Source organism: Mesorhizobium humile, from assembly GCF_033977215.1.
Lineage (GTDB): Bacteria > Pseudomonadota > Alphaproteobacteria > Rhizobiales > Rhizobiaceae > Mesorhizobium > Mesorhizobium humile.
Window position 1 is genome coordinate 1 of sequence record NZ_JAVIIV010000029.1, and the last position, 22565, is coordinate 22565.

Here is a 22565-nt window from a genome sequence, read left to right on the forward strand (position 1 = left end):
AGAATTCACGCGACCTGCTTTAAGTTTTTGATTTTAAGCATGTCTTTGTCCCGAAACCGGGCCCACTTTCGAGAGACATGCTTTAGGCGTGTTGGCGGATCAGCCCCTCGAACCCGTCGGCAAGATTGGCATTGCCGGCGGCGAGGAAGGCGGACAGGTTGCGGACGCGGCCGGGCGTCTTGTTGGCGTCAAGCAGAAAGGCCTTGCCTTCATGCATGACGAAATCGAATTTGCCGTAGTCGAAGCCGAGCTCGCGCCGCAGCGCACGAAGCTCGTCGGGAACCGGAACCGGCTCTCGTCGGATCGTATCTTCGCCTTTGACCAGGTTTTGCGGCGACACATGCCGGGTACAACGCTCGCGTTCTCCGCAGAACAGCCAGAAGCGGGCGCCGAAGCCGTCCGGCTCGAGCTCGGGAACGAACTTTTCCACCACGAGGTCCTTGCGATCGAACACCGCCGGCGGAACATCCGCAAGCGAGCTGTGGATGCTGTAGCGATCAAGCAGCTTGGCATCGGGAAATGGCTCCGGCCTGCCGGCGCGCCGCGATCTCCGGTTGAGCGTCTGTTCTCGCGTACCCAGATTGTTGAGGCTGCTCTTGACGATGACAGGGCCTCGCCAGCCGTGGTCCCTATCGATCACCGCGCCGCTGACGCGTCGCTTCGAGATGTCGGCGGCGGCGATGTTGAGGCAGAAGGGAAAGGTGCGCGCGTATTCGACATATTCAGGTGGCGTAACAGTCGCGTCGACATGCAGTACCGCGATATCGGCCTCCGGCTTGGCCGAAGTGCCCGTAAGAACGCGCACGGAATGCCCCCGGCGCTTCAACTCCTCCAGCAGATCGAAGAGCATGTACGGGCTGTCGCGGCGCAGCAACGGCCCGCGACGTCGTTCAAACCCGTCAAACTCATGCGTGATCACCGCGATGCGCGCCATGCCCGCCCCCTTGGCTTATCAAGCGTCGTCGATTATTCGGTCGAATACAACGCGTTGCCGGGGTGGGATTTGCATGACGGAGCATTGGAATGCAATTCGCAAACATTGGCAGCTGCTCGGCTCACCTCTGCGGCCGCCGGCGGAGGTGGTCGAAACCTACGACCGTGAGCTCGAGCTCGCCCGGTCGCATGTCGTGATGTTCGGCGTGACGCCCGAGCTCGCCGGGCTTGGCGCCAGGATGACGGCGGTCGACGAGTCCGCCGACATGATCGCCGGCATCTGGCCAGGCGATACCGATACGCGCAAGGCGGTGCAAGGCGATTGGTTCGACCTGCCATTTCCCGGCGCAAGCGTCGATGCGCTGATCGGCGATGGATGTCTCTCGGTCATCGGCGCCGCCGAGTTCAGGCGTGCACTGTTTGCGTCGATCGCGCGTGCGCTGAAAGACGACGGGCGCGCCGGCATCAGGCTTTATGTTTCCCCCGAAACCCCTGACGACCCGAAGGATGTCCGCGCCCTGGCGCTGAGCGGCGGCGTCGCGACCTTCCACGAGCTCAAATGGCGCGTGGCGATGACCGCAATCGGCGCCGCGCCCGACTACATCATGCCGGTGAGGAGAATCCTCGAACAATTCGACAGGATGTTTCCTGACCGTGAGGAGCTCTCGGCTCGAACCGGCTGGGAACTGCCCGTCATCGGAACCATCGACGTCTACCGGAACTCGCCGGCCATCTACAGTTTCGCGCCGGTGGCGGCTCTTGTCCAAGAGGCCGAGGCGTATTTCAGCGATGTCGGCATTGCCTCGACCGGCACATACGGGCTCGCCGAACGCTGCCCGTTGCTGGCGCTGCGGTCGCCGAAGCGCCGGGACTAACGGATGAGATTGCTCGTCGGCGCCTCGCGACACCCGTCGCTTTTCGGGCTGGCGTTCCACGCGAGAAAAATTTCGCGCCGCTTGCCTCTTGCGCGCGCCTTGACTCCGGCAAGACGCCAGCCTATCTCAGCGCCACGTTAGCACTCGCCTTTAGTGAGTGCTAACCGATGTCCGGCGGCCTCGCCGGATGGAGGAACAGTTCTCACCGTTCTCATTCGAGGAAGAAAACATGGCAAAGTCCAAGTTCCGCCCGCTTCATGACCGCGTGGTCGTTCGCCGGGTTGAATCCGAATCCAAGACCGCCGGCGGGATCATCATCCCGGATACGGCGAAGGAGAAGCCGCAGGAAGGCGAGATCATCGCCGTCGGCTCCGGCGCTCGCGACGAAAACGGCAAGCTCGTGCCGCTGGACGTCAAGGCCGGCGACCGCATCCTGTTCGGCAAGTGGTCGGGCACTGAAGTCAAGCTCAATGGCGAAGACCTTCTGATCATGAAGGAATCCGACATCATGGGCATCATCGGCTGATCATCGGCCTCTCCATCAACTGAATTTTCGGGCTCTTCCCGAGTCCCTGTCAGGAGCTAAACAATGGCTGCAAAAGACGTAAAATTCTCCCGCGATGCTCGTGAGCGCATGCTGCGCGGCGTCAACATCCTCGCCGACGCGGTGAAGGTCACGCTCGGCCCCAAGGGCCGCAACGTCGTCATCGACAAGTCGTTCGGCGCCCCGCGCATCACCAAGGACGGCGTCACCGTCGCCAAGGAAATCGAGCTTGAGGACAAGTTCGAGAACATGGGCGCGCAGATGGTCCGCGAAGTCGCTTCGAAGACCAACGACATCGCCGGCGACGGCACGACCACCGCGACCGTACTCGCCCAGGCGATCGTGCAGGAAGGCAACAAGGCCGTTGCCGCCGGCATGAACCCGATGGACCTCAAGCGCGGCATCGATCTCGCCGTCGCCGAAGTCGTCGTCGCTCTCGGCAAGGCTGCCAAGAAGATCAAGACCTCCGAGGAAGTCGCCCAGGTCGGCACGATCTCGGCCAATGGCGACGAGTCGGTCGGCAAGATGATCGCGGAAGCGATGCAGAAGGTCGGCAACGAGGGCGTCATCACCGTCGAGGAAGCCAAGACCGCCGAGACCGAGCTGGAAGTCGTCGAAGGCATGCAGTTCGACCGCGGCTACCTCTCGCCCTACTTCGTCACCAACGCCGACAAGATGGTCGCCGATCTGGAAGACGCCTACATCCTGCTGCACGAGAAGAAGCTCTCCAACCTGCAGGCCATGCTGCCGGTCCTGGAAGCCGTCGTTCAGACCTCGAAGCCGCTCCTCATCATCTCGGAAGACGTCGAAGGCGAGGCTCTGGCCACGCTGGTCGTCAACAAGCTGCGCGGTGGCCTGAAGATCGCCGCCGTCAAGGCTCCGGGCTTCGGTGACCGCCGCAAGGCCATGCTGGAAGACATCGCCATCCTCACCGGTGGCCAGGTCATCTCGGAAGACCTCGGCATCAAGCTCGAGAATGTCGGCCTCAACATGCTCGGCCGCGCCAAGAAGGTGTCGATCTCCAAGGAGAACACCACCATCGTCGACGGCGCCGGCAAGAAGGCCGAGATCCAGGGCCGCGTCGCCCAGATCAAGCAGCAGATCGAGGAGACCACCTCGGACTACGACAAGGAGAAGCTGCAGGAACGTCTGGCGAAGCTCGCCGGCGGCGTTGCCGTGATCCGCGTCGGCGGTGCGACCGAAGTGGAAGTCAAGGAAAAGAAGGACCGCGTTGACGACGCCCTGAACGCGACCCGCGCGGCCGTGGAAGAAGGCATCGTCGCCGGCGGTGGCGTTGCCCTGCTGCGCGCTTCGGCCAACGTCAAGGCCACCGGCGCCAACTCCGACCAGGCTGCCGGCATCAACATCGTGCGTCGTGCGCTGCAGTCCCCGGCCCGCCAGATCGCGGCGAACGCCGGTGCGGAAGCCTCGATCGTTGCCGGCAAGATCCTCGAGAACAAGGGCGCGACCTTCGGCTTCAACGCCCAGACCGGCGAGTATGGCGACATGATCGCCATGGGCATCGTCGACCCGGTCAAGGTCGTGCGCACGGCTCTCCAGGACGCGGCCTCTGTCGCCGGCCTGCTGGTCACCACCGAAGCCATGATCGCCGAAGCTCCGAAGAAGGAGTCGGCTGGCGGCGGCATGCCTGGCGGCATGGGCGGCGGCGGCATGGGCGGCATGGGCGGCATGGATTTCTAATCCAAGCTACCAAGCTGATACGGAAAGGGCGCCGAGAGGCGCCCTTTTTGTTTGCGTCTGGAGATCCGAGTCCTCAGGCGACGCTCTCCGCCTGCTGCGCCACTTTGCCAGCAAGCACCGCCTGCTCGACCAGCGCCGCGACCTCGTCGGCCACCGCCTGCAGCGGCGCGCGGTCGCGGGTGGCGCGGGCGATCACCATCAGGCCTTCCAGCGAAGATTCGACCAGCAGCGCCAGCGCCTGCGCGCGCCGCTCCGGCACCCCTGCCCTGACGAATGCCTGGCGCAGCAGGCCGATCCATTGCTCGAAAGCCGAGCGGCAGATTTCAACCAAGTCCGGAACATCATTCGGTGCGTCGAGCACGACCGGCGCAACCGGACAGCCGAGCGAGAATTCGTTGTCCTCCAGCATGCGGGCCACCGACTGGTAGATGTGGTGCACGGCAACGGCGGGATCGCTTTCCTCCAAAAGCGCCGCGCCCAGCCGCTCCGTCACGTCGGCGACGCTGGCGCGCGTCACCTCGACGACCAGCTGGTCCTTGCCACCCGGAAAATGGAAATAGAGCGAGCCACGGGGTGCTGCGCTGGCGCTCAAGATGTCGTTCAGCGACGTGCCGTGATAGCCACGCTGCCGGATGAGCCGCGCCGTCGCCTCGATCATGCGGGTGCGTGTGTCCGTCGCCACGTCGACCTCTCGAATGTCAACCTCTGTCAGGAATGCACATTATAGGGCTTGCCCCCAATATGACAATCGGTCTACATAATATGTAAATCGGTCTACATATTTCGGAGGCAACAATGCAAACCTATCGGCTCGTGGAGCGAGGCGGCACCGACAAACTGGTGCTGCGCGAGGAGGCGGTGCCGCGGCCAGGTCCGCGTCAGATCGTTATGCGGGTGCACGCCACGTCGCTGAACCGGCGCGACACGATGATCCTCAACGGCAGCTATCCGCTGACGCCACGCGACGGCGTCGTGCCGCTGAGCGACGGCGCCGGTGAGGTGGTGGCGGTTGGCGATGCCGTAACGCGCTTTGCCGTCGGCGACCGTGTGACCGGCAGCTATTTCGCGCGCTGGATCGACGGCCGCATGCATCCGGGCATCGTCGACCAGCTCGGCTGCACGCTGGACGGCATGCTTTGCGAATATGCGCTGCTTGACGAGCAATGGGCCGTGCGGTTGCCCGACCATCTCTCCTGGCGAGAGGCGGCGACCTTCACCTGCGCCGGGCTGACCGCCTGGAGCGCACTGACGGGCGCCGAAATTCCAAAGCCGGGACAATGGGTTCTCGTCATCGGCTCAGGCGGTGTCGCGCTGTTTGCGCTGCAGTTCGCCAAGCTCATGGGTTGTCGCGTCGCCGCCGTCACCTCGCGCGCCGAGAAGGCCGACAGGCTGCGCGCGGTCGGCGCAGATCTGGTCTTCGCGGCAGCCGAAACGCCAGAATGGGGCGTGAAGCTGCGCGAGGCGACCGGCGGCATCGACCTGGTCGTCGAGACCGGCGGACCGGCGACCTTTCAGCAATCGCTGATCGCCAGCGCGCTTTACGGGCGCATCGTGCTGCTCACCGTACAGGATCAGGAGGGCAAATCGGTCGAAATCCCGGGTGCCGTCTACCAGCGCAGCCTCGTCACAATCGGCCGACTGTTCGTCGGCAGCCGCAACGGGCTGGAAGCAATGCTTGCGGCCGTCGCCACGCACCGGCTGAAGCCGGTCATCGACAAGGTCTTCCCGTTCACGGAGGCGCGCGAGGCCTACCGTCATTTCCAGCAGGGCGACGTCTTCGGCAAGGTCGTCATCGACGGTGCGTAACCGCCACACCTTCCCGCAAAACAGAGAGGAGATCAGCCATGACAGTTCGTGAAGCCTCGGCCGAATGGCAGGGGACGCTCAAGCAAGGATCCGGCCGGCTGCGGCTGGGCAGCGGCGTGTTCGAAGGCGCCTACTCGTTCCCGTCCCGCTTCGAGAACGGCCCGGGCACCAATCCGGAAGAACTGATCGCGGCCGCCCATGCCGGCTGCTTCTCGATGGCGCTGACCGCCATACTCGGCGGCGAGGGCCACACGGCGAATAGCATCCACACCGTCGCGAAGGTGCATCTCGGCGTCACCACGGCCGGACCGACGATCACCCGCATCGAGCTCGAAACCGAGGCGAGCGTCCCCGGCATCTTGGCCGAGGACTTCGAACGGCTGGCGCAAAAGGCCAAGGCGGCCTGTCTCGTCTCAAGGGCACTGGCGGGCGTCGCCTCAATCACGCTCAAGGCGAGCCTCACAGCCCAGTGAAACGACAGGAGAATATCCAATGACCCAGGAATCGATCATCGACATCGCCATGGCCAAGCGCTCCGCCGAAACGGCGGAAATCATGCGGCGCTACAACGACGTCTTCCAGCATCACGACCCGTCCGCACTGGACGACCTCGTGGCGGAAGGCTGCGTGATCGAAAACACCACGCCGGCGCCGGACGGCGCCCGCCGCAAAGGCAAAGCGGCCTGCGTTGAATTGTGGTCGGCGATCGCCACCGGACCCGGCACACGCTTCGACATCGAAGAAACATATGTGGCCGGCGACCGCGCCACGATCCGCTGGCGCTTCTGGATGGCCGACGGCAGGTCGCTGCGCGGCGTCAACCTGATGCGCGTCGCCGATGGGCGGATCGTCGAGGCGATGGGTTATGTAAAGGGATAGGGGCTATGCGAAAGGATAGGGCCTGACGCGGAAGCCGCGCTCAGGCCCAGCCCGGAATCCCCCCGCCAGATATTTCAGCGTCTCGAAGGCGGCGGCGCTGGTGTGCAGCACGCCGGCGAGGCCGGTGACGGCGGCCGCCATATGCGGGATGATGCCCAGCGTGCAGGCGAAAGCGGCGACAATCGAGGCGCGCGCGCCACGCGAGAGGCCGGCGCTCAGCGTGTAGAGGACGCCGGTGCCGGGCGAAGCGACGATGATCAGCGACGTCAACAGGAATTCAATGCTCATGGATTTCCTCCGCAGCCCTGCCCGGCGGGAAGGTACCGGGGCGGCGGCAAGCGGGGGAGTGCGTGATTTCCCCTTGTGGGGGAGATGGCCGGCAGGCCAGAGGGGAGCGCGAAGGAACGCCAACCTCTCAGGTGTTCAAATCGAAAGCTATTCCTGAGTGCGAGAGAAATTCGGCTGAGACGTCGGCGGGACAGCACCCCCCCTCTGCCCTGCCGGGCTTTCGTCGTTCGCAAAGCCAAGCAATTGGCTTCGCGTCCGCTACGCGGACCACTCCTCAACCCCCACAAGGGGGGAGATTGGCAGTTCCAGCTCGTGCGCTGCCCTTGCCGTCAGGCACTCGGGGTCGCCCGGCATGCAGGCGCGGCAGACATGTGGGCGTGCGTCGTAGATGCCGCAAGCAGTCGCTTTGCCGACTTCGCCGCGAAGCGCGGCGCAGCGGCCATTTTCGAAGCGAATGCCGGACAGGTCGGCGGCGACCAGCGCTTCGGGGATACGCTCGAGCTCGTCGTCGTCCTCGGTCGAAAAGCGCGGCCAATCCGCCGCATAAGCACAACAAGCGCCGCAGCTCTGGCAATCGAAGACGGCAACCGAGTCGACATCTTGAGCGGCCAGGTCAAGCAGCGCGGGGCCGGAGGCGGTGCGACCGAGGTCTTGCGGCAAGGCTGCTACTTCTTCCTGGTCTTGCGCGCCGGTGCCTCGGCCGGCGTCTTGAACAGATCGGTCGCAACCTCGGCAGGCGCCTTCTGCGGAGGCTTGGGCGGTTTCGCGGCAGCGGGCGACCCTGCGGGCTGGTCCTTGGGGGCGAATTTTATGGCCATGTATCAGTCCTCGTTGGAAAAGCGCGATGATGGCGCTTTCGGGTTACGCAGGCGGCCGATCAGCGCCGAGACCGCCGTGATGTTCATTTCTTCCGGCGACCACATCCCGGCCGCCTCTATGTGATGCGTTCCAAGCTCACGATGCGTGCTGCCGCTATAGGCCGCGTCCTGACGGGTGGTCCGTTGAAGCGTCTTGGGATCCTCGCGGACATATTCGATCAGATAGTTCGGACATTCGGCGCGACTGAGCACGGCGATCCGCACCTGCGCATTGCCAAAGGCGCGCTTGCATCGCTCAAGCCTTTCAAGCACGCGCCTGACATATTCGACCGGCTTGTCCAAGCCATCGACAAGATCGGCGATGGTGGCATTGCTGGCTATCTGGATTGGAGGCACACGTTTGGTGGCCATCGGCATTCTCCCTGCTTGCGCCGGTCTTCAGCCATGATCGAGCACAAAGCAATACGGCAATTCATCGAACTGCCGATCCTACCAACATAATTGACGTCGGATTTTTTTCATCTTGCAAGGAACCCTTTCGCCGGCTGCCGGTTTACCCCTGTCGTCAGCAATTCATGAGCAATCGAGAAAGGTTGACGGCAAAAGACGCCTCCCGCGCCATAAAAAGCGCGAGAGGCGTTTTTCTTACATGATCACGCTGATCATCGGCAGCACCTCATAGCGGAAGCCGCGGCCCCAGCTCGACACGGGATCGCCATCGGTCACGACCCTCGCCTCGGCTTCGCTGCCGGCACGCAGGATCAACAACCCCCAGGGACCGGCAGGATCGGCGACTGGGCCTGCCATGATCATGATGCCTTCGCGAAGCTTCTCGCGCAAATAGTCGGCATGCCGGCCCATCAGCGCCCTTTCCTCCTCGGTCATGGTGAAGGCGAAATCGGGCCGGGGTGGGATCAGCCGGCAATGGAAGATCTTTAACGCCCTGGCTTCACGCGGTGCTTCACTGCTAGCCATCAGTTCCTCCCTTAGGGCGGATATCCACGGCGCCGTCGCGCTATTTCGATGGCTTATTCGTCCGGCCCAGGTTCCGGCCAGGGCTCCTTGGCGGCTTCCGCATACCACTGCTGCATCGCGTTCATCGCCAACACCGCGTCGACATAGGCGCGCGTGACGGGCGCCAGCTCGCCGCCATAGGTGTCGAAGCGCGTGACCACAGGCGCATACATGGCATCGGCCGCGGTGAAATGACCGAACAGGAACGGGCCGCCTTCACCATATTGCTCGCGGCACTGACGCCAGATCGCTTCGATCCGAGCCCGCTGCGCCTCGCCCTCGGCGTCGAGCGGCTTGTGGGATTTCGGCCGGCGCAGGTTCATCGGCCAGCCATAGCGCACTTCGCGGAAGCCGGAATGCATCTCGGTCGCCACCGAGCGCGCCAGCGCGCGGGCGCCGAGGTCGTCCGGCCACAGCTTCTTTTCCGGATAGAGGTCGGCCAGATATTCAAGGATCGCCAAGGTTTCCCAGACGATCCTACCATTATGGTTCAACACCGGCACCAAGCCGGTCGGCGACACCTTGGCGAGATCGGCGGCGGTCTCAGGCGTGCGCAGGCGAACGAAGCCTTCCTCGAAGGGGATTTCCAGGTGGCGCATCGCCACCCAGGGCCGCAACGACCAGGAGGAAAAGCACTTGTTGCCGATGTAGAGCGTGAATTCTGCCAAGACGGACTCCCCCATGCGCGGTTGCTGGCCAACCTAGCCGCTTCACCTTCGAGCCGATAGTCCTTGTCGCGTCGCCGGTTTGCGCGGAACCAAAAGTCTCTCCGTCCGTTTGGCTGCCGGATGCGGCTCCCGTATCCAGCTTCCATACAGACCCAGGAGATGCGCGCATGGTGAACAGGGATCAGGTTGCCGGTCTTGCCAAGCAAATGAAGGGTTCGGTCAAGCAGGCGGCCGGCAAGGCCACCGGCAACCGGCGGACAGAGGTCGAAGGCGTTGCCGACAAGATCGCCGGCAAGGTGCAGAAGGCCTATGGCGACGCGAAGGACAAGGTCAAGAAGGCGTTCTGACCCTCACGCCGTTGCCTTGATGATCGACGCCGCCGCGAGGCGGCCTTTTCATGTCTGGAATTGCTTGGCGAAGGCGTTGGTGAAGACGATGTCGCCATGGTCGCCGGCCGCTTCGCCCAGCACCACATCCATGTTGTCGGCAGTCACCCGCGCCAGCGCGAAGCCGCCCATATAGGCCGCCTTCGGCTTGACGATATCGAGCCCGTCGCGCTGGTAGATCATCGGCACTTCGTGCTGGTGGCCGTGGAAGATGGCGATGACATTGTAGCCCTCGATCGCTGCCAGCAGCGCCTGGCGATCGGCCTCGCCCCACCAGTGCGGGCGGCCGGCGCCATCCTCATCATAGGTGCGTTTCACCGGGTCCCAGCGCTCGGTCGAGAAAGTGTCCCAGCCATAGTGCTGGAACAGGACGACCGGACGACCGTCGCCGGCATAGGTGGCGAGGTCCTGCTTCAACCAGGGCAGGCTGCTCGGCGCGCCATGGCCGGTGTCGCCGGCGAAGCGATGCGTCTGGATAAGATGCAGCCCGCCCCAATCCCAGGAATAGCAATCGGTATCGACGTCATATTCGGTCGCCGGCACCGGCGGCTTGAAGAACACGCCGGGGCGATGGTTGACCTCGACATAGTCGCGCAATTCGCGGCGATACCAGTCGACATGCGGTGGCGAGCCGTTCTGGTCGAGATCGTGATTGCCGAGCCCGACATAGACCGGGATGTGGACGCGGTCCGGCCCGACGCCTTCCTGATAACGCTGGGAGAACTGCAGAAGCTGTGTCCCTTCGCTTGGTTCGGTGACCTGGCCGCCGCCATCGTCGGTGATGTCGCCGCCGGTGACGAGTCCGAGCGGCGTGCCGATGCGGGTGCCAGCCGAATGCAGGCCGGTGGCAAGACCGTCGATCTCGGCCGGCCACCGCTTGTCCGCAATCGCGTTCAAGGCCGCGACATTGCGCAGAAGCGCTGCATCGGTCTTGCCCTCCTGCAGGCAGTTGGGACTGAGCCCGCTCGCCATGCGGCAGGCATGGATATCGGCGATGAAGAGGAAGGTGGCGTCAATCGGCTGGATGCGACGGCCTGTCTGACCGAAGGCGACGCGCGGAAGGGCGCAGGCGGCAGCGAGGCCTCCCATCCGAGCGATGAAGGTGCGGCGCGAAACGGTTGCGGGCGAAGAGCGATTCATCGTCATCCGATTAAGCATCCTCGAACCGCCTCGTCCAGTTCAATGCCCGGCCGGCCGGCGCCCTGGAGAGTTTCATTCCAAGGCATGAATAGCTCATGGGTCGACAGCGCGGCGGGGCTCTGTCATTGCTTCGGAACATGCATCCAGGGGAGGAAGGCATGAAAACCGTTACAACCGGCATGGCGTTCGCCATGCTCGCCGGCGCCGCGCAGGCTGCGGACTGCGTAGACGCCAAATCCGCCAAAGCCGGCTTCGTGCTGGAAAAGGCGGGCATAAGCAGCGAGTTCCGGCCGGCGCCCGGCGGCATGGTCGCGGTCGCCAACAAGTACGAGTCGGACTCGCCGCAGACGCAGTATTTCTATGCCGGGCTGATCGAGGTGTTTCGCGACAGCGAGACCGGGCGGCTGTCGATGATCCCGCTTGGCGACTTGAAGAAGCTGTTCCCGCTGAAGGCGGGCGCCAAGAGCAAGACCGAATTCGTGCGGTTGTCTTCGAAAAAGGCGCCGAAGGGCACCGAAACGCTGGCTTTGACCGTCAAGGGCAAGGACAGCTACAAGCTCGGCGACTGCAAATACAACGTGCTGGTGGTCGGCGAAACGATCACCGGCGATACGGGCAACGTGATCGATACCTTCACCGCGCTCTATTCGCCGGACCTGCAGGCGGTGCTGGCGCGGCGATACGACGAGGGGACCAGCGCGCAGAGCGAAGTGGGGTTCGAGACGATCAAGCCGCTGAAGGAGTGAATCTGGTCAGTTGGACACGTCGGCGGGACAGCAAACTTTTCTGTGCTTATCGCAGCAACACCCTGCGGCGTCGCCTTGCTGCCGGTCCACCCGAAGATAGCTCTTCCAACCCCCTCAAGCACTCCCGCAATACCCCAGCATCCTGCGAAGTCTTGGCCATAGACATGGCGCCGGAATAAGCAGCCACGGCGAGCGCGGCGAAGCGGTCGGGATCGGTGCCGCCCTCCCCCCCGTCCAACTGGTCGGCCCGGATCTTATCGGCGATAGCCTGCCGCCAGCCGGCGAAGATTCTTGCGAGCGCCGAGCGGAAGTCATCGTCGGCCAGCGACAATTCATGCGCGAGGTTGTTGAGCGGGCAGCCGCGCACATAGCCTTGCTGTTCAAGCTCCGCAGCCACCGCCTCGAACACGGCCCGCACGCCTTGGCGGGCCGTGGGCGCCGCCAGCACCGGGTCGATCCAGGTTTCCTGGACCGCGGCCGCCACCCGTTCCTCGATCACCGCGAGCGCCAGCGCCTTCTTGGTCGGGAAATGGTGGTGCAGCGCACCGCCGGTGACACCGGCAGCCGCCATTAGGTCGCCGAGGCTCGAGGCGTGGTAACCGCGCGCCTGGAAGGAACCTTCCGCCACGTCGAGCACGCGGCGGCGCATGCCATCCGGGTCGTTGGTGCGTTTTTTACGCATCGCCGCCTCCACCTTCTCCCCTTGTGGGAGAAGGTGTCGCCGAAGGCGACGGATGAGGGGTGCTCCAGCTTGGCAATGACGGCATTCCGTCCAACACCCCTCATCCGTCCCGGCGCTGCGCGCCGATCCACCTTCTCCCGCAAGGGGAGAAGGGGAAGAAAATAGCAGATTGACAAAACCGGGCAACCGGTCTGTTTATCAAACAGGATGACCACCCTGTTTTGAGATTCTGGCCATGAACCGACCTTCCCGCCTTGCCTCACCCATCGTCGAGCTTCGGCAATACACGCTGAAGCCCGGGCGGCGCGAAACGCTGATCGCGCTGTTCGATCGCGAGTTCGTCGAAACGCAGGAAGCGACCGGCACGACCGTCATCGGCCAGTTTCGGGATATCGACCGCCCCGACATGTTCGTCTGGCTGCGCGGCTTCGAGGACATGGAGGCGAGAAAGGACGCGCTGAGCGCCTTCTACGGCGGACCGGTCTGGGCCACGCACCGGGATGCCGCCAATGCGACGATGATCGATTCCGACGACGTGCTGTTGCTCAAGCCGGCCTGGCGGGGTGCGGAATTCGACCTGTCGGGATTATTCCGGCCGACAACCGCCGAGGCCGGAACTATGAACGATCGGAGCCGCTTGCCCGGCTTTGTTGAGATTTCGATTCACCATTTAAGACCAAGCGCCGAGGCCGGCTTCGCCCAGCGCTTCGAGGCGGAGGCGGTCCCGCTGCTCGCGGCAAACGGCGCCCGACTGCTCGGCGCCTTCGTCAGCGAGCACGCTGAAAATACGTTTCCGCGATTGCCGGTACGTGCCGGCGAAAATGTCCTCATCATCGTCACCGGCTTCGACGATGTCGATGCCCATGCCGGCCATCAAGCCGCCCTCGCCGCTTCGCCGGCATGGCGGGCGATCCGCGAAACCATGCAGGCCTTTTCCTCAAAGCCGGACGAGACGTTGCGGCTGACGCCTACCGCCCGATCGCTATTGCGATAGTCATGCGGCTGGCAACATGCCCGCTATTGCCTCGGCGACAAAGGCCGGGTCTTCCCAATGCGGGTTGTGACCGCAATCCTGCGCCCACACCGTACGCGATCCGGCGATCGTCTCTGCCATTGACTGCTGGTGCGCAGCGCCGAAAAGCGGATCGCACCCGCCGGCGATGATCAGCGTCGGGACCTGCACGGCCCGCGCCGCGGCGGTCAGATCGGTGCGGCGGACTTCCTCGAGAATGGCGCGCCAGTGCGCCGCCGGGATCGCCGAGGCGTCCTTCGCCAGACCGGCGAGAAAAGCCCGCGGCACACCCGGCTGGCAGGCATGCCACCAGTCGTAGAACGGATCCGACGGCGAGATCGGATCGCGCAAAGCCGCGACGCCGTCGATCAACTGGTGATTTGATCCGAAATCGGGCTTCAGCGCGCTGGCCATGATCACCAGCCCGCGGATCAGCTCCGGATACCGAGCGGCCAGCGCGATCGACACCATGCCACCCAGCGAATGGCCTACGACGACGGGTCGGTCCAGCCGCAGGCGCCGGATCAAGCCGGCGGTGTCGTCGACGAAATCGGCGACGCCGCAGCCCTCGCCCGCCTGCGAACCTCCATGGCCACGCAAGTCCGGCATGATCAGCCGGCGCCCGGAGAGATGCGGCGCCAGCAGCGAAAAACTGCGGCTGGTGTCGGTGAAGCCATGCACCAAGAGCAGCGGCGGCTCCGTGCCGGCGACCTCGACATAGGCAAGGTCGAGACCGCCGACATCGAGGATCTCCTTGCGGCCGGCCCAAGCGTCCTGCTCGGCCTCCTGATCCGCCAGCTCAAAAGCTGTCAATCTCAAAGCCCGAGCTTTTCCTTGACCGCGGCAAGGCCGGGCTTGCCATCAAAGGTGGTGACGCCGGCAAGCCAGGCATCGAGGCGATCCTTGTGCGCGGTGATCGACTTCAGCGCCCCGTCCTCCGGCTTCATGCCGTCATTGATGAGGTAGCCCATACCGACATTTTCCATGTCGATGTCGAAGGCGATGTTCTTCAGGAACCGCGCGACGTTCGGGCATTCCTGCAGAAAACCCTTGCGCACCTGCGTCGTCACGGTGGCGGCGCCGAAGTTCGGACCGAAGAACTTGTCGCCGCCGGTCAGGTACTTAAAGTCGTACATCGTGTTCATCGGATGCGGCGCCCAACCCTGGAAGACGATGAACTGCTTTTCCTTGATCTCGTAGCCAACCTCCGAGAGCATGCCGGCTTCGCTCGACTCCACCACCTGCCAGCCGTTGAGGCCGAACTTGGGATCGGCAATGGCGTCCATCATCAGCTGATTGGAGCCGGGCTCGATGCCGTACATCTTCTTGCCGAACTTGTCGGCGAATTTGTGCAGGTCGGACAGGTCCTTGACGCCGGCGTCCCAGACATAGGTCGGCACGGCGAACGTGTATTTGGCGCCGACCAGATTGACCCGCACATTCTCGATCGAGCCGTCCTTCTTGTAGGGCTCGTAATAAGTGACCATCGCCGGATCCCAATAGCCGAGGAACAGGTCGAGGTCTTTGTTCTTCATGCCTTCGTAGATGACGTTGATGCCGAGCACCTCGCTTTGCGGCTCGTAGCCGAGCGCCTGGAGCAGCACCTTGGCCACGCCCGTGGTGAAGGCAAGATCGTTCCAGCCGGGCTCGGCCATGCGGACCGCTCTGCAGCTCTCGGCCTCGGCGGCCCAGGCCGCCGGGGAAGCCAGCATCAGGGCCGCGAGACAGACGCCATTCGCAAGCATGCGCAACATTCGGGTTCTCCTCATTGTCGAAATTGACCTCTTGGTCGACTTATTGTCCCATTGGTCAATTGTTGATCTGAGCGGACGAAAATGTCAACATGGATTCGCCATGCATGGATCGGTCGGGTGAAACTCACGCGCCTCAGCGACATACGCCGCAAGGAGTTGCGGCAGGCGGCGTTCGCCGTTCTGGAGCGCGAAGGCATCGCCGGCGCGACGCTGGAAAAGGTCGCGGCCCAGGCTGGCGCCTCGAAAGGCATCGTGCTGCATTATTTCCGCAACAAGCAGGAGCTGTTCGAGCACGCCATGCGCGAGGCGAACGCCGTGCTCTGCCACGCCGTGGTCGCCCGGCTTGAGCGGGCGCGGACGCCGATGGAACGGCTGGACGCAGTGATCGAGGGCAATTTCGAGGAGCACCTGTTCCTGCCGCCGCTCTGCCATGCGTGGCTGTCGCTCTGCGCCGAGGTGCCGCGCGACGAGAAGCTGGCGCGCATCCAGAAGGTCATACACGCGCGCATGCGCTCGAACCTTTTGTCCGGCCTGCGCGGCCTCACTTCGCCCGAACTGGCCGACGAGATCGTGCTTGGCGTCACGGCGCTGATTGACGGGCTGTGGCTCAGGCTCGGCCTGCAGCCGGGCAGCGTCACGCGCGAGCAGGCGGTGCGCCAGGTCAAGGATTTCGTCGCGGGGCGACTGGCCCTTCGCCTGCCCACGCCCGTCGGCCTGGCCTCGGCCGGATAAGAGGGGGCTCCAGGGAAAGCCAACGTCTCACTCCGCTGGAACACCCCTCATCCGTCTCGGCGCGGCGCGCCGATCCACCTTCTCCCGCGAGGGGAGAACGAGGAGGGCGCAGCTTCAACCGATTTGCATCTTCCCTGCCCGCAATCTCCGCTTGATGCCGTTTGTGCAACGCGATACGCCCTTGCCCAAATCGACAGACCGGAGAGTGGCCGTGAGCGCTGAAAAGACCAGAACCGAAACCGATACGTTCGGCCCCATCGAGGTCGCGGCGGATCGCTATTGGGGCGCGCAGGCGCAGCGTTCTCTGGGCAATTTCAAGATCGGTTGGGAAAAGCAGCCGGCTTCGATCGTCCGCGCCTTGGGCATCGTCAAGCGCGCCGCGGCCGAGGTCAACATGGAGATGAAGCGGCTCGATCCCGCCGTCGGCAAGGCGATCGTCGAGGCGGCGCAGGAGGTCATCGACGGCAAGCTCGACGCGCATTTCCCGCTGGTTGTCTGGCAGACAGGCTCCGGCACGCAGTCCAACATGAACGCCAACGAAGTGATCTCCAACCGGGCGATCGAGATGCTCGGCGGCGTGATGGGCTCGAAGAAGCCGGTGCACCCCAACGACCACGTCAACATGAGCCAGTCGTCCAACGACACTTATCCGACGGCCATGCATGTCGCCTGCGCCGAGCGGGTCGTGCACCATCTGATCCCGGCGCTGCACCATCTGCACAAGGCGCTCGACGCCAAGGCGCGCGCCTTCAACCACATCATCAAGATCGGCCGCACGCACACGCAGGACGCCACGCCGCTGACCCTTGGCCAGGAATTTTCCGGCTATGCCGCGCAGGTCGCCTCGTCGATCAAGCGCATCGAGCTCACGCTGCCCGGCCTGCAGGAACTGGCGCAAGGCGGCACCGCCGTCGGCACCGGCCTCAACGCGCCGGTCGGTTTCGCCGAAAAAGTGGCGGATCGCATCGCTTCGATCACCGGCATCGCCTTCGTGACCGCGCCGAACAAGTTCGAGGCATTGGCGGCACACGATTCCATGGTGTTCTCGCATGGCGCGATCAACGCGGCGGCCGCGGCGCTTTTCAAGATCGCCAACGACATCCGCCTGCTCGGTTCCGGCCCGCGCTCGGGCCTCGGCGAGCTGTCGCTGCCGGAGAACGAGCCGGGCTCCTCGATCATGCCGGGCAAGGTCAACCCGACCCAGTGCGAGGCGCTGACGCAGGTTTGCGTGCAGGTGTTCGGCAACAACGCAGCACTCGCCTTCGCCGGCAGTCAGGGCCATTTCGAGCTCAATGTCTACAACCCGCTGATGGCCTACAACTTCCTGCAGTCGGTGCAGCTGCTCGCCGACGCGTCCGTCTCCTTCACCGACAATTGCGTGGTCGGCATCGAGGCGCGCGAGGACAACATCAAGGCCGCGCTGGAGCGCTCGCTGATGCTGGTGACGGCGCTCGCCCCCACCATCGGCTACGACAACGCCGCCAAGATAGCCAAGACCGCGCACAAGAACGGCACGACCTTGCGCGAAGAAGCCTTGGCCACCGGGCTGGTCAGCGAAGCCGATTATGATCGGCTGGTACGGCCGGAGGACATGACGCATCCGGGCTGAGGGCGGCTTCCTCATTCCGGGCGAGACCGATGCGGTATTTTGCGGTGGGAAAATTTGCTCCCGTCACCGACTTCCACGGCATGAATTTCACGCCGGCCGCAGAATCATAGGATGCACGTCCTGTGAACAATGTGTTGCCGCATAGGCGGCTTTGGTGAACAGTCTCCATCGTTTATCTGACGGGCCATTCAACCCCGTTCGGAGAACCTCCATGTCCATCAACTCTTCCGTCGCCGGCAACGGCACCGCATCCAACAGCTCCACCACGATCCTGCTCGGCCGCATCCTGCTTGCCGTCATCTTCCTGCTTTCCGGCTTCGGCAAGCTCACCGCCATTTCCGGCACCGCCGGCTATTTCGGTGCCCTCGGCCTGCCGGTCCCGACCGTGACGGCCGTTGTCGTCGGCCTGATCGAGTTGCTCGGCGGCCTTGCCATCCTCGTCGGATTCCAGACCCGGATCGCCGCCTGGGTGCTCGCCATCTTCACGATCGCCACCGGGCTGGTCGCGCATACCGGCTGGGCCGACCAGATGCAGATGATCCAGTTCCTCAAGAACCTCGCCATCACCGGCGGCTTCATCCTGCTCGCCTCCTCCGGCGCCGGCGCCTATTCGATCGACGCCAAGCGCGCCTGAGCTCGAACAGTTCCCTTCCTCCCAAGCCCTGTCGAGCGGCGCGGAATTTTCCGCGCCGCTTTTTCGTTGCTGGACTAGACTTAATGCTCCGGTCCGGCATTGCCGGACCGTGCCGACAAGGAAGGTGGTGGTCATGGCCCGCAACGCACTGCTTCTCATCGCGCGACTGCTGCTCGCCGCCCTGTTCGTGCCGTCGGGGCTTCAAGCACTCAGCGACATCGCCGCTACGAGCAGCTATTTCGCCGGCCTCGGCCTGCCCTTGCCCACATTGGCCGCCTGGGGGACCGGCCTGTTCGAAGTGACCGCCGGATCGCTGATCCTGATCGGCTTCCAGACGCCGATCGTTGCGTTGCTGCTTGCCGCTTTCTGCATCGCCGCCGGCTTCATCGGCCATTACCACCAAGGCGACGATCCGATGTTGTCCTTCCTGCATCAACAGATGCTGATGAAGGACATCGCCATTGCCGGCGGTTTCCTGGCGCATGCCATGGCCGGCGCTGGCGCCTGGTCGCTGGACGGTCGCGGCTTCGGGATCGCGGCGCCGAAGTGAGCTAAGCCGGCCCTATTTGACCGAAATGCTCGGCCCGCCTTCCACCGCCAGCACAAGGCGGCGGTTGGTGATGCGCGCAAGCTGCGCCAGACGGCCAGCCGGCCGTTCGCCATAAAGATCGGCGAGCGAGGCCGGCAGCACCAGGGCGAGCGCGCCGTTGCCGCGGCTTTCCCATTTCAGCCTCGGCATCACGCCGGGCATCGCTGCGGTGAGCAGATAGACCACGCGCATCATCGCCGCCAGCAAGCGGGCGCGCTCCAACAGCCTGGGCGGCGCCAGCGCCTTGATCTCGGGCGCGATGCCGTCGTTGAAGATGCCGTCGTGGCGATAGGCGTTGGCCAGAGCCAGATAGGCGCGGCCCGGATGGTCGACGCCGATGAAAGAGGCATGCGCGATGATGTTGAGCGACTGCCTGCCGCGATATTCAGGATGCGCGCGCCAGCCGATGTCGGCGAGCAGGCAGGCGGCATGGCGGTAGCGCGCCTCGTCCTCCGTCTCGTCGATGCCGAAGGCCTTGAACGCCTTGCCGGTCCATTCGACCAGGTCATGCGCGTGGTGCACCGAGCGCGAGCGCAAAAGCGCCAGTTCCTCGGCGGCCGAGATCAGCGGATCGGATTTCTGCTCCTCGGCGTCGAGCAGCGAATAGAGGAAGCCCTCGCGCACGCCCTGCGCCGAAACCACGATCTTAGAAGGCTGCATCGCCGTCATGATCTCCTGCAGCACGACGGCGCCGTAGGGCAAGAGCGAGCGGCGGTTCTTGGAGACACCCTCGATGCCCCTCACCTTCTCGACCTCGCCCTTGGCGACCTGTTTCAGGAAAGCCTGCGCGCTGTCGGCCGATATCTCGTAGTGATGCATGACGCCGAGCGGATAGTTGGTCATCTCCATATGCAGCCTGGCGAGGTTTCGCCAGGTGCCGCCGACGGCGTAGAAGACCCTGCCCTGCCCGCCTTTGAGCAGCTTTGCCCGCGCCAGCTCCTGGCGGGCGATCTTCTGGGCCTGGACGAGCGAGTTCTTGGCCATGTCCTGCAGGCGCAGGCCGCCAAGCGGCAGCGTGATGCCCTGGCCGATCGTCTCGCGGTTGATGTCGATCAGCTCGAGGCTGCCGCCGCCGAGGTCGCCGGCGATGCCGTTGGCGGGATGGAAGCCGGACATGACGCCGAGCGCAGAATAATAAGCCTCCTGGCGGCCGGTGAGTACGCGGATCTCGGTCCTCAGCACGTCCTCGGCGCGGTGGATGAAATCGGGACCGTTGCCGGCCTCGCGCGCGGCGGCGGTGGCCAGCACATACATATGCTCGGCGCCGGCTTGATCCGAAAGCGCGCGAAAACGACGGAATTCCTCCATCGAGCGCGTCACCGCCTCGGGATCGAGCTTACCCGTCGAAACGATGCCGCGGCCGAGGCCGGCCAGCATCTTTTCGTTGAACAGAAGCGTGGGCGAGCGGGCCAGCCCCTCATAGACGACAAGGCGGATCGAGTTCGATCCGATGTCGATGATCGACAGCGGCCGCCGGTCCTGAAGCCGGCCCTGGGAAACTGCGATCACGCGGCGCCGTTCTTCTTGCGGCGCTTGAACTGGGCAATGCGCTTGGGCGCATGCGATTTCAGCGCGTCACCCCGTCCCGACAGGCTCGGATTGGTCATGAAATATTCCTGCGCGTTGAACGGTTCCTCGCCTTCCTCCAGCACAACGCGCCGGGAGGTGCCGTCAGCCAATACGTCGAAACTTTGCTGGTTGTCCATGATGTTGCCCAGCATGATCTGGCCGAGCACCTGTTCATGCACAGTTGGATTGGTGATGGGCACCAGGGTCTCGACGCGGCGGTCGAGATTGCGCGGCATCATGTCGGCCGACGAGATGTAGACGATCGCCTCGTCCGACGGCAGGCCGTGGCCGTTGCCGAAGCAGAAGATGCGGCTGTGCTCGAGGAAACGGCCGACGATCGATTTCACCCTTATGTTCTCCGACAGACCGGGCACCTGAGGCCGCAGGCAGCAGATGCCGCGCACGACGAGGTCGATCTCGACGCCGGCGCGGCTGGCGTCGTAAAGCGCATCGATGATGGTCGGATCGACCAGCGCGTTCATCTTCATCCAGATGCGCGATGGCCGGCCCTCACGGGCATGGAGGATCTCGTCCGAGATGTGTTTCAGGATGCGCTTGCGCAGCGTGAAGGGCGATACGGCAAGGCGCATCTCCTCGGCCGGCTCGGCATAGCCGGTGATGAAATTGAAGAGCTGCGCGACATCGCGCGCGATCGTCGGGTCGGTGGTGAAGAAGGACAGGTCGGTGTAGATGCGCGCGGTGACCGGGTGGTAGTTGCCGGTGCCGAGATGCACGTAATTGCGCAGCTTGCCGTCCTCGCGGCGCACCACCAGCGACATCTTGGCGTGGGTCTTCAATTCCAGGAAGCCGAACACGACCTGCACGCCGGCGCGTTCGAGGTCGCGCGCCCAGCGGATGTTGGCCTCCTCGTCGAAGCGCGCCTTGAGCTCGACCAGCGCCGTGACCGACTTGCCGGCCTCTGCAGCGTCGATCAGCGCGCGCACGATCGGGCTGTCGTTCGAGGTGCGGTAGAGCGTCTGCTTGATCGCCACCACTTCCGGGTCGGCAGCGGCCTGACGCAGGAACTGCACCACCACGTCGAAGGACTCGTAGGGGTGATGGACGACGATGTCCTTCTCGCGAATGGCGGCGAAGCAGTCGCCGCCATGCTCGCGGATGCGCTCGGGAAAGCGCGGATTGTAGGGCGTGAATTTGAGATCATCGCGCGGAATGGCGACGATCTCGGAGATCTGGTTGAGTGCCAGCGGACCAGTGAGCACGCTGATGCGGCTCGACGAGACGCCGAGCTCGCCGGCGACGAAGTCGCGCAATTGAGCCGGCATCAGCGTGTCGAATTCGATGCGGATCACCGAGCCGCGACGCCGCCGCTTCAGCGCCGTTTCGAACAGGCGCACCAGGTCTTCCGACTCTTCCTCGACCTCGATGTCGCTGTCGCGGATGATGCGGAACGTGCCCGAGCCCTTGACCTCGTAGCCGGGGAAAAGCTTGCCGATATAGATGCCGACCACTTCCTCCAGCGGAATGAAGCGGACATGGTTCTTGCGGTCGGGCAGGCGGATGAAACGCTTGAGCGCCACCGGCAGGCGCAGCAGTGCGCTCATCTCTTCGCCATTCTTGCGATGACGCAGTTGCAGGGCGATGGAAAAGCCGAGATTGGGAATGAAGGGAAACGGATGCGCCGGGTCGATCGACAGCGGCGTCAGCACCGGGAAAACCTGTTCCTGGAAATGCTCCTCCAGCCAGGCCTTCTCGTCCTTGGTCAGCGCATCGCGGGTGATGCTTTCGATGCCTTCCTTGTTGAGCAGGACCATCAGTGCCGAGAGGCTCTTCTGCTGGTCCTCCTGCAGGCGCTCGACCTCGCGCAGCAATTGCTCGAGCTGCTGCTCGGGCGTGCGGCCGTCCGGGCTTTTCAGCGCGATGCCCTCGCGCACCTGGCCGGCGAGGCCGGCGACGCGGACCATGAAGAATTCATCGAGATTGGCGGCCGAGATCGACAGGAAGCGGACGCGCTCGAGCAGCGGATGATGCTCGTTCAGCGATTCCTCCAGCACGCGGCGGTTGAACTGCAGCCAGGAGAATTCGCGGTTGACGAAACGGTCGGGATTGCCGCCGTCCGGGCTTGCCGCCACGACGGTGATGAACTCGCTCTGCACAGGCTTCAGTTCGTTCATGGTTTCCCGCTCTTGCCCGCTACCGTCCCCAGGGAGCGCCGCATATTGCCGTTC

General features: G+C 64.1%; 26 protein-coding genes and 1 pseudogene. 13 read left to right on the forward strand and 14 right to left on the reverse strand.

Translation table 11 applies throughout. The features are described 5' to 3' along the window. Positions 1–82 precede the first annotated feature (82 nt). Positions 83–934, reverse strand: a complete 852-nt coding sequence (locus RFM52_RS29285) for a hypothetical protein (RefSeq protein WP_320298296.1) — start codon at positions 932–934, stop codon at positions 83–85. On the opposite strand from RFM52_RS29285, the gene RFM52_RS29290 reads away from it, so the two are divergent. From RFM52_RS29290 to groL, 3 genes are all read left to right on the forward strand, one after another. Next, positions 924–1808 (forward strand): class I SAM-dependent methyltransferase, encoded by an 885-nt coding sequence (locus tag RFM52_RS29290; protein ID WP_320327892.1) that lies wholly within the window; start codon positions 924–926, stop codon positions 1806–1808. The genes RFM52_RS29285 and RFM52_RS29290 overlap by 11 nt on opposite strands. Before the next feature lie 229 nt (positions 1809–2037). Beyond that, positions 2038–2334: a co-chaperone GroES gene (groES, locus tag RFM52_RS29295; RefSeq protein WP_073987612.1), complete on the forward strand. Its 297-nt coding sequence runs from the start codon at positions 2038–2040 to the stop codon at positions 2332–2334. A 63-nt stretch (positions 2335–2397) separates the two neighbouring features. Then, positions 2398–4053, forward strand: a complete 1656-nt coding sequence (groL, locus tag RFM52_RS29300; protein WP_320298298.1) for a chaperonin GroEL — start codon at positions 2398–2400, stop codon at positions 4051–4053. 73 nt (positions 4054–4126) lie between these two features. On the opposite strand, the gene RFM52_RS29305 is transcribed toward groL, so the two are convergent. Beyond that, positions 4127–4735 (reverse strand): TetR/AcrR family transcriptional regulator, encoded by a 609-nt coding sequence (locus tag RFM52_RS29305; protein ID WP_320298299.1) that lies wholly within the window; start codon positions 4733–4735, stop codon positions 4127–4129. A gap of 113 nt (positions 4736–4848) precedes the next feature. On the opposite strand from RFM52_RS29305, the gene RFM52_RS29310 reads away from it, so the two are divergent. From RFM52_RS29310 to RFM52_RS29320, 3 genes are read left to right on the forward strand one after another with little or no spacing between them, the layout of a single operon-like run. Then, the gene (locus tag RFM52_RS29310) at positions 4849–5859 is read left to right on the forward strand and encodes a zinc-dependent alcohol dehydrogenase family protein (RefSeq protein WP_320298300.1); all 1011 of its coding nucleotides are present in this window, start codon (positions 4849–4851) and stop codon (positions 5857–5859) included. A gap of 38 nt (positions 5860–5897) precedes the next feature. Next, positions 5898–6332, forward strand: a complete 435-nt coding sequence (locus RFM52_RS29315; protein ID WP_320298301.1) for an OsmC family protein — start codon at positions 5898–5900, stop codon at positions 6330–6332. Between the two features lie 19 nt (positions 6333–6351). Beyond that, complete coding sequence (locus tag RFM52_RS29320) at positions 6352–6738, forward strand: nuclear transport factor 2 family protein (RefSeq protein WP_320298302.1); 387 nt, start codon at positions 6352–6354, stop codon at positions 6736–6738. A 66-nt stretch (positions 6739–6804) separates the two neighbouring features. On the opposite strand, the pseudogene RFM52_RS29325 reads toward RFM52_RS29320, so the two are convergent. The 6 genes and pseudogenes from RFM52_RS29325 to RFM52_RS29350 all read right to left on the reverse strand — a co-directional run. Continuing rightward, positions 6805–7026: pseudogene (locus RFM52_RS29325) on the reverse strand (LysE family transporter); the annotation flags it as partial. A 258-nt stretch (positions 7027–7284) separates the two neighbouring features. Continuing rightward, entirely contained in the window at positions 7285–7638 is a 354-nt protein-coding gene (locus tag RFM52_RS29330) for a YkgJ family cysteine cluster protein (RefSeq protein WP_320298446.1), read from the reverse strand. Positions 7639–7691: 53 nt separating this feature from the next. Beyond that, a complete protein-coding gene (locus RFM52_RS29335; protein WP_320298303.1) occupies positions 7692–7844 on the reverse strand; it encodes a hypothetical protein in 153 nt (50 codons plus the stop codon). A gap of 3 nt (positions 7845–7847) precedes the next feature. Then, positions 7848–8255: a hypothetical protein gene (locus RFM52_RS29340; RefSeq protein ID WP_320298304.1), complete on the reverse strand. Its 408-nt coding sequence runs from the start codon at positions 8253–8255 to the stop codon at positions 7848–7850. Positions 8256–8489: 234 nt separating this feature from the next. Next, positions 8490–8819: a YciI family protein gene (locus RFM52_RS29345; RefSeq protein WP_320298305.1), complete on the reverse strand. Its 330-nt coding sequence runs from the start codon at positions 8817–8819 to the stop codon at positions 8490–8492. 53 nt (positions 8820–8872) lie between these two features. Then, positions 8873–9526, reverse strand: coding sequence for a glutathione S-transferase family protein (locus tag RFM52_RS29350; RefSeq protein ID WP_320298306.1), 654 nt, complete (start codon positions 9524–9526; stop codon positions 8873–8875). Positions 9527–9693: 167 nt separating this feature from the next. Here RFM52_RS29350 and RFM52_RS29355 point away from each other — a divergent pair, with 167 nt between their 5' ends. After that, positions 9694–9873 carry a CsbD family protein gene (locus RFM52_RS29355; protein ID WP_320298307.1) on the forward strand — a complete coding sequence of 60 codons (180 nt, stop codon included), beginning with the start codon at positions 9694–9696 and terminating at the stop codon, positions 9871–9873. Positions 9874–9921: 48 nt separating this feature from the next. Here RFM52_RS29355 and RFM52_RS29360 read toward each other — a convergent pair whose 3' ends face one another. Beyond that, the gene (locus tag RFM52_RS29360) at positions 9922–11052 is read right to left on the reverse strand and encodes a metallophosphoesterase (RefSeq protein WP_430699302.1); all 1131 of its coding nucleotides are present in this window, start codon (positions 11050–11052) and stop codon (positions 9922–9924) included. Between the two features lie 158 nt (positions 11053–11210). Here RFM52_RS29360 and RFM52_RS29365 point away from each other — a divergent pair, with 158 nt between their 5' ends. After that, positions 11211–11798 carry a hypothetical protein gene (locus RFM52_RS29365; protein ID WP_320298309.1) on the forward strand — a complete coding sequence of 196 codons (588 nt, stop codon included), beginning with the start codon at positions 11211–11213 and terminating at the stop codon, positions 11796–11798. Positions 11799–11844: 46 nt separating this feature from the next. On the opposite strand, the gene RFM52_RS29370 is transcribed toward RFM52_RS29365, so the two are convergent. After that, the gene (locus RFM52_RS29370; RefSeq protein WP_320298310.1) at positions 11845–12480 is read right to left on the reverse strand and encodes a TetR/AcrR family transcriptional regulator; all 636 of its coding nucleotides are present in this window, start codon (positions 12478–12480) and stop codon (positions 11845–11847) included. Positions 12481–12715: 235 nt separating this feature from the next. Here RFM52_RS29370 and RFM52_RS29375 point away from each other — a divergent pair, with 235 nt between their 5' ends. Beyond that, on the forward strand, positions 12716–13474 hold the full coding sequence (locus RFM52_RS29375; RefSeq protein ID WP_320298311.1) for an NIPSNAP family protein: 759 nt from the start codon (positions 12716–12718) through the stop codon (positions 13472–13474). Here RFM52_RS29375 and RFM52_RS29380 read toward each other — a convergent pair whose 3' ends face one another. Then, positions 13475–14305 (reverse strand): alpha/beta fold hydrolase, encoded by an 831-nt coding sequence (locus tag RFM52_RS29380; protein WP_320298312.1) that lies wholly within the window; start codon positions 14303–14305, stop codon positions 13475–13477. A gap of 2 nt (positions 14306–14307) precedes the next feature. Beyond that, complete coding sequence (choX, locus tag RFM52_RS29385) at positions 14308–15246, reverse strand: choline ABC transporter substrate-binding protein (protein ID WP_320298313.1); 939 nt, start codon at positions 15244–15246, stop codon at positions 14308–14310. An 81-nt stretch (positions 15247–15327) separates the two neighbouring features. Here choX and betI point away from each other — a divergent pair, with 81 nt between their 5' ends. From betI to RFM52_RS29405, 4 genes are all read left to right on the forward strand, one after another. Continuing rightward, positions 15328–15978 carry a choline-binding transcriptional repressor BetI gene (betI, locus tag RFM52_RS29390; RefSeq protein ID WP_320298314.1) on the forward strand — a complete coding sequence of 217 codons (651 nt, stop codon included), beginning with the start codon at positions 15328–15330 and terminating at the stop codon, positions 15976–15978. Positions 15979–16189: 211 nt separating this feature from the next. After that, positions 16190–17587: a class II fumarate hydratase gene (gene fumC, locus RFM52_RS29395; RefSeq protein ID WP_320298315.1), complete on the forward strand. Its 1398-nt coding sequence runs from the start codon at positions 16190–16192 to the stop codon at positions 17585–17587. A 211-nt stretch (positions 17588–17798) separates the two neighbouring features. Then, entirely contained in the window at positions 17799–18221 is a 423-nt protein-coding gene (locus tag RFM52_RS29400; protein ID WP_320298316.1) for a DoxX family protein, read from the forward strand. 133 nt (positions 18222–18354) lie between these two features. Further along, positions 18355–18771, forward strand: a complete 417-nt coding sequence (locus tag RFM52_RS29405) for a DoxX family protein (RefSeq protein ID WP_320298317.1) — start codon at positions 18355–18357, stop codon at positions 18769–18771. A 12-nt stretch (positions 18772–18783) separates the two neighbouring features. Here the strand turns inward: RFM52_RS29405 and ppx are convergent, their stop codons facing one another. Together ppx and RFM52_RS29415 are read right to left on the reverse strand one after the other, a co-directional pair. Further along, positions 18784–20319 (reverse strand): exopolyphosphatase, encoded by a 1536-nt coding sequence (gene ppx, locus RFM52_RS29410; RefSeq protein ID WP_320298318.1) that lies wholly within the window; start codon positions 20317–20319, stop codon positions 18784–18786. Then, positions 20316–22511 carry an RNA degradosome polyphosphate kinase gene (locus RFM52_RS29415; RefSeq protein ID WP_320298319.1) on the reverse strand — a complete coding sequence of 732 codons (2196 nt, stop codon included), beginning with the start codon at positions 22509–22511 and terminating at the stop codon, positions 20316–20318. Before RFM52_RS29415 ends, ppx begins: the two co-directional genes overlap by 4 nt. Positions 22512–22565 lie beyond the last annotated feature (54 nt).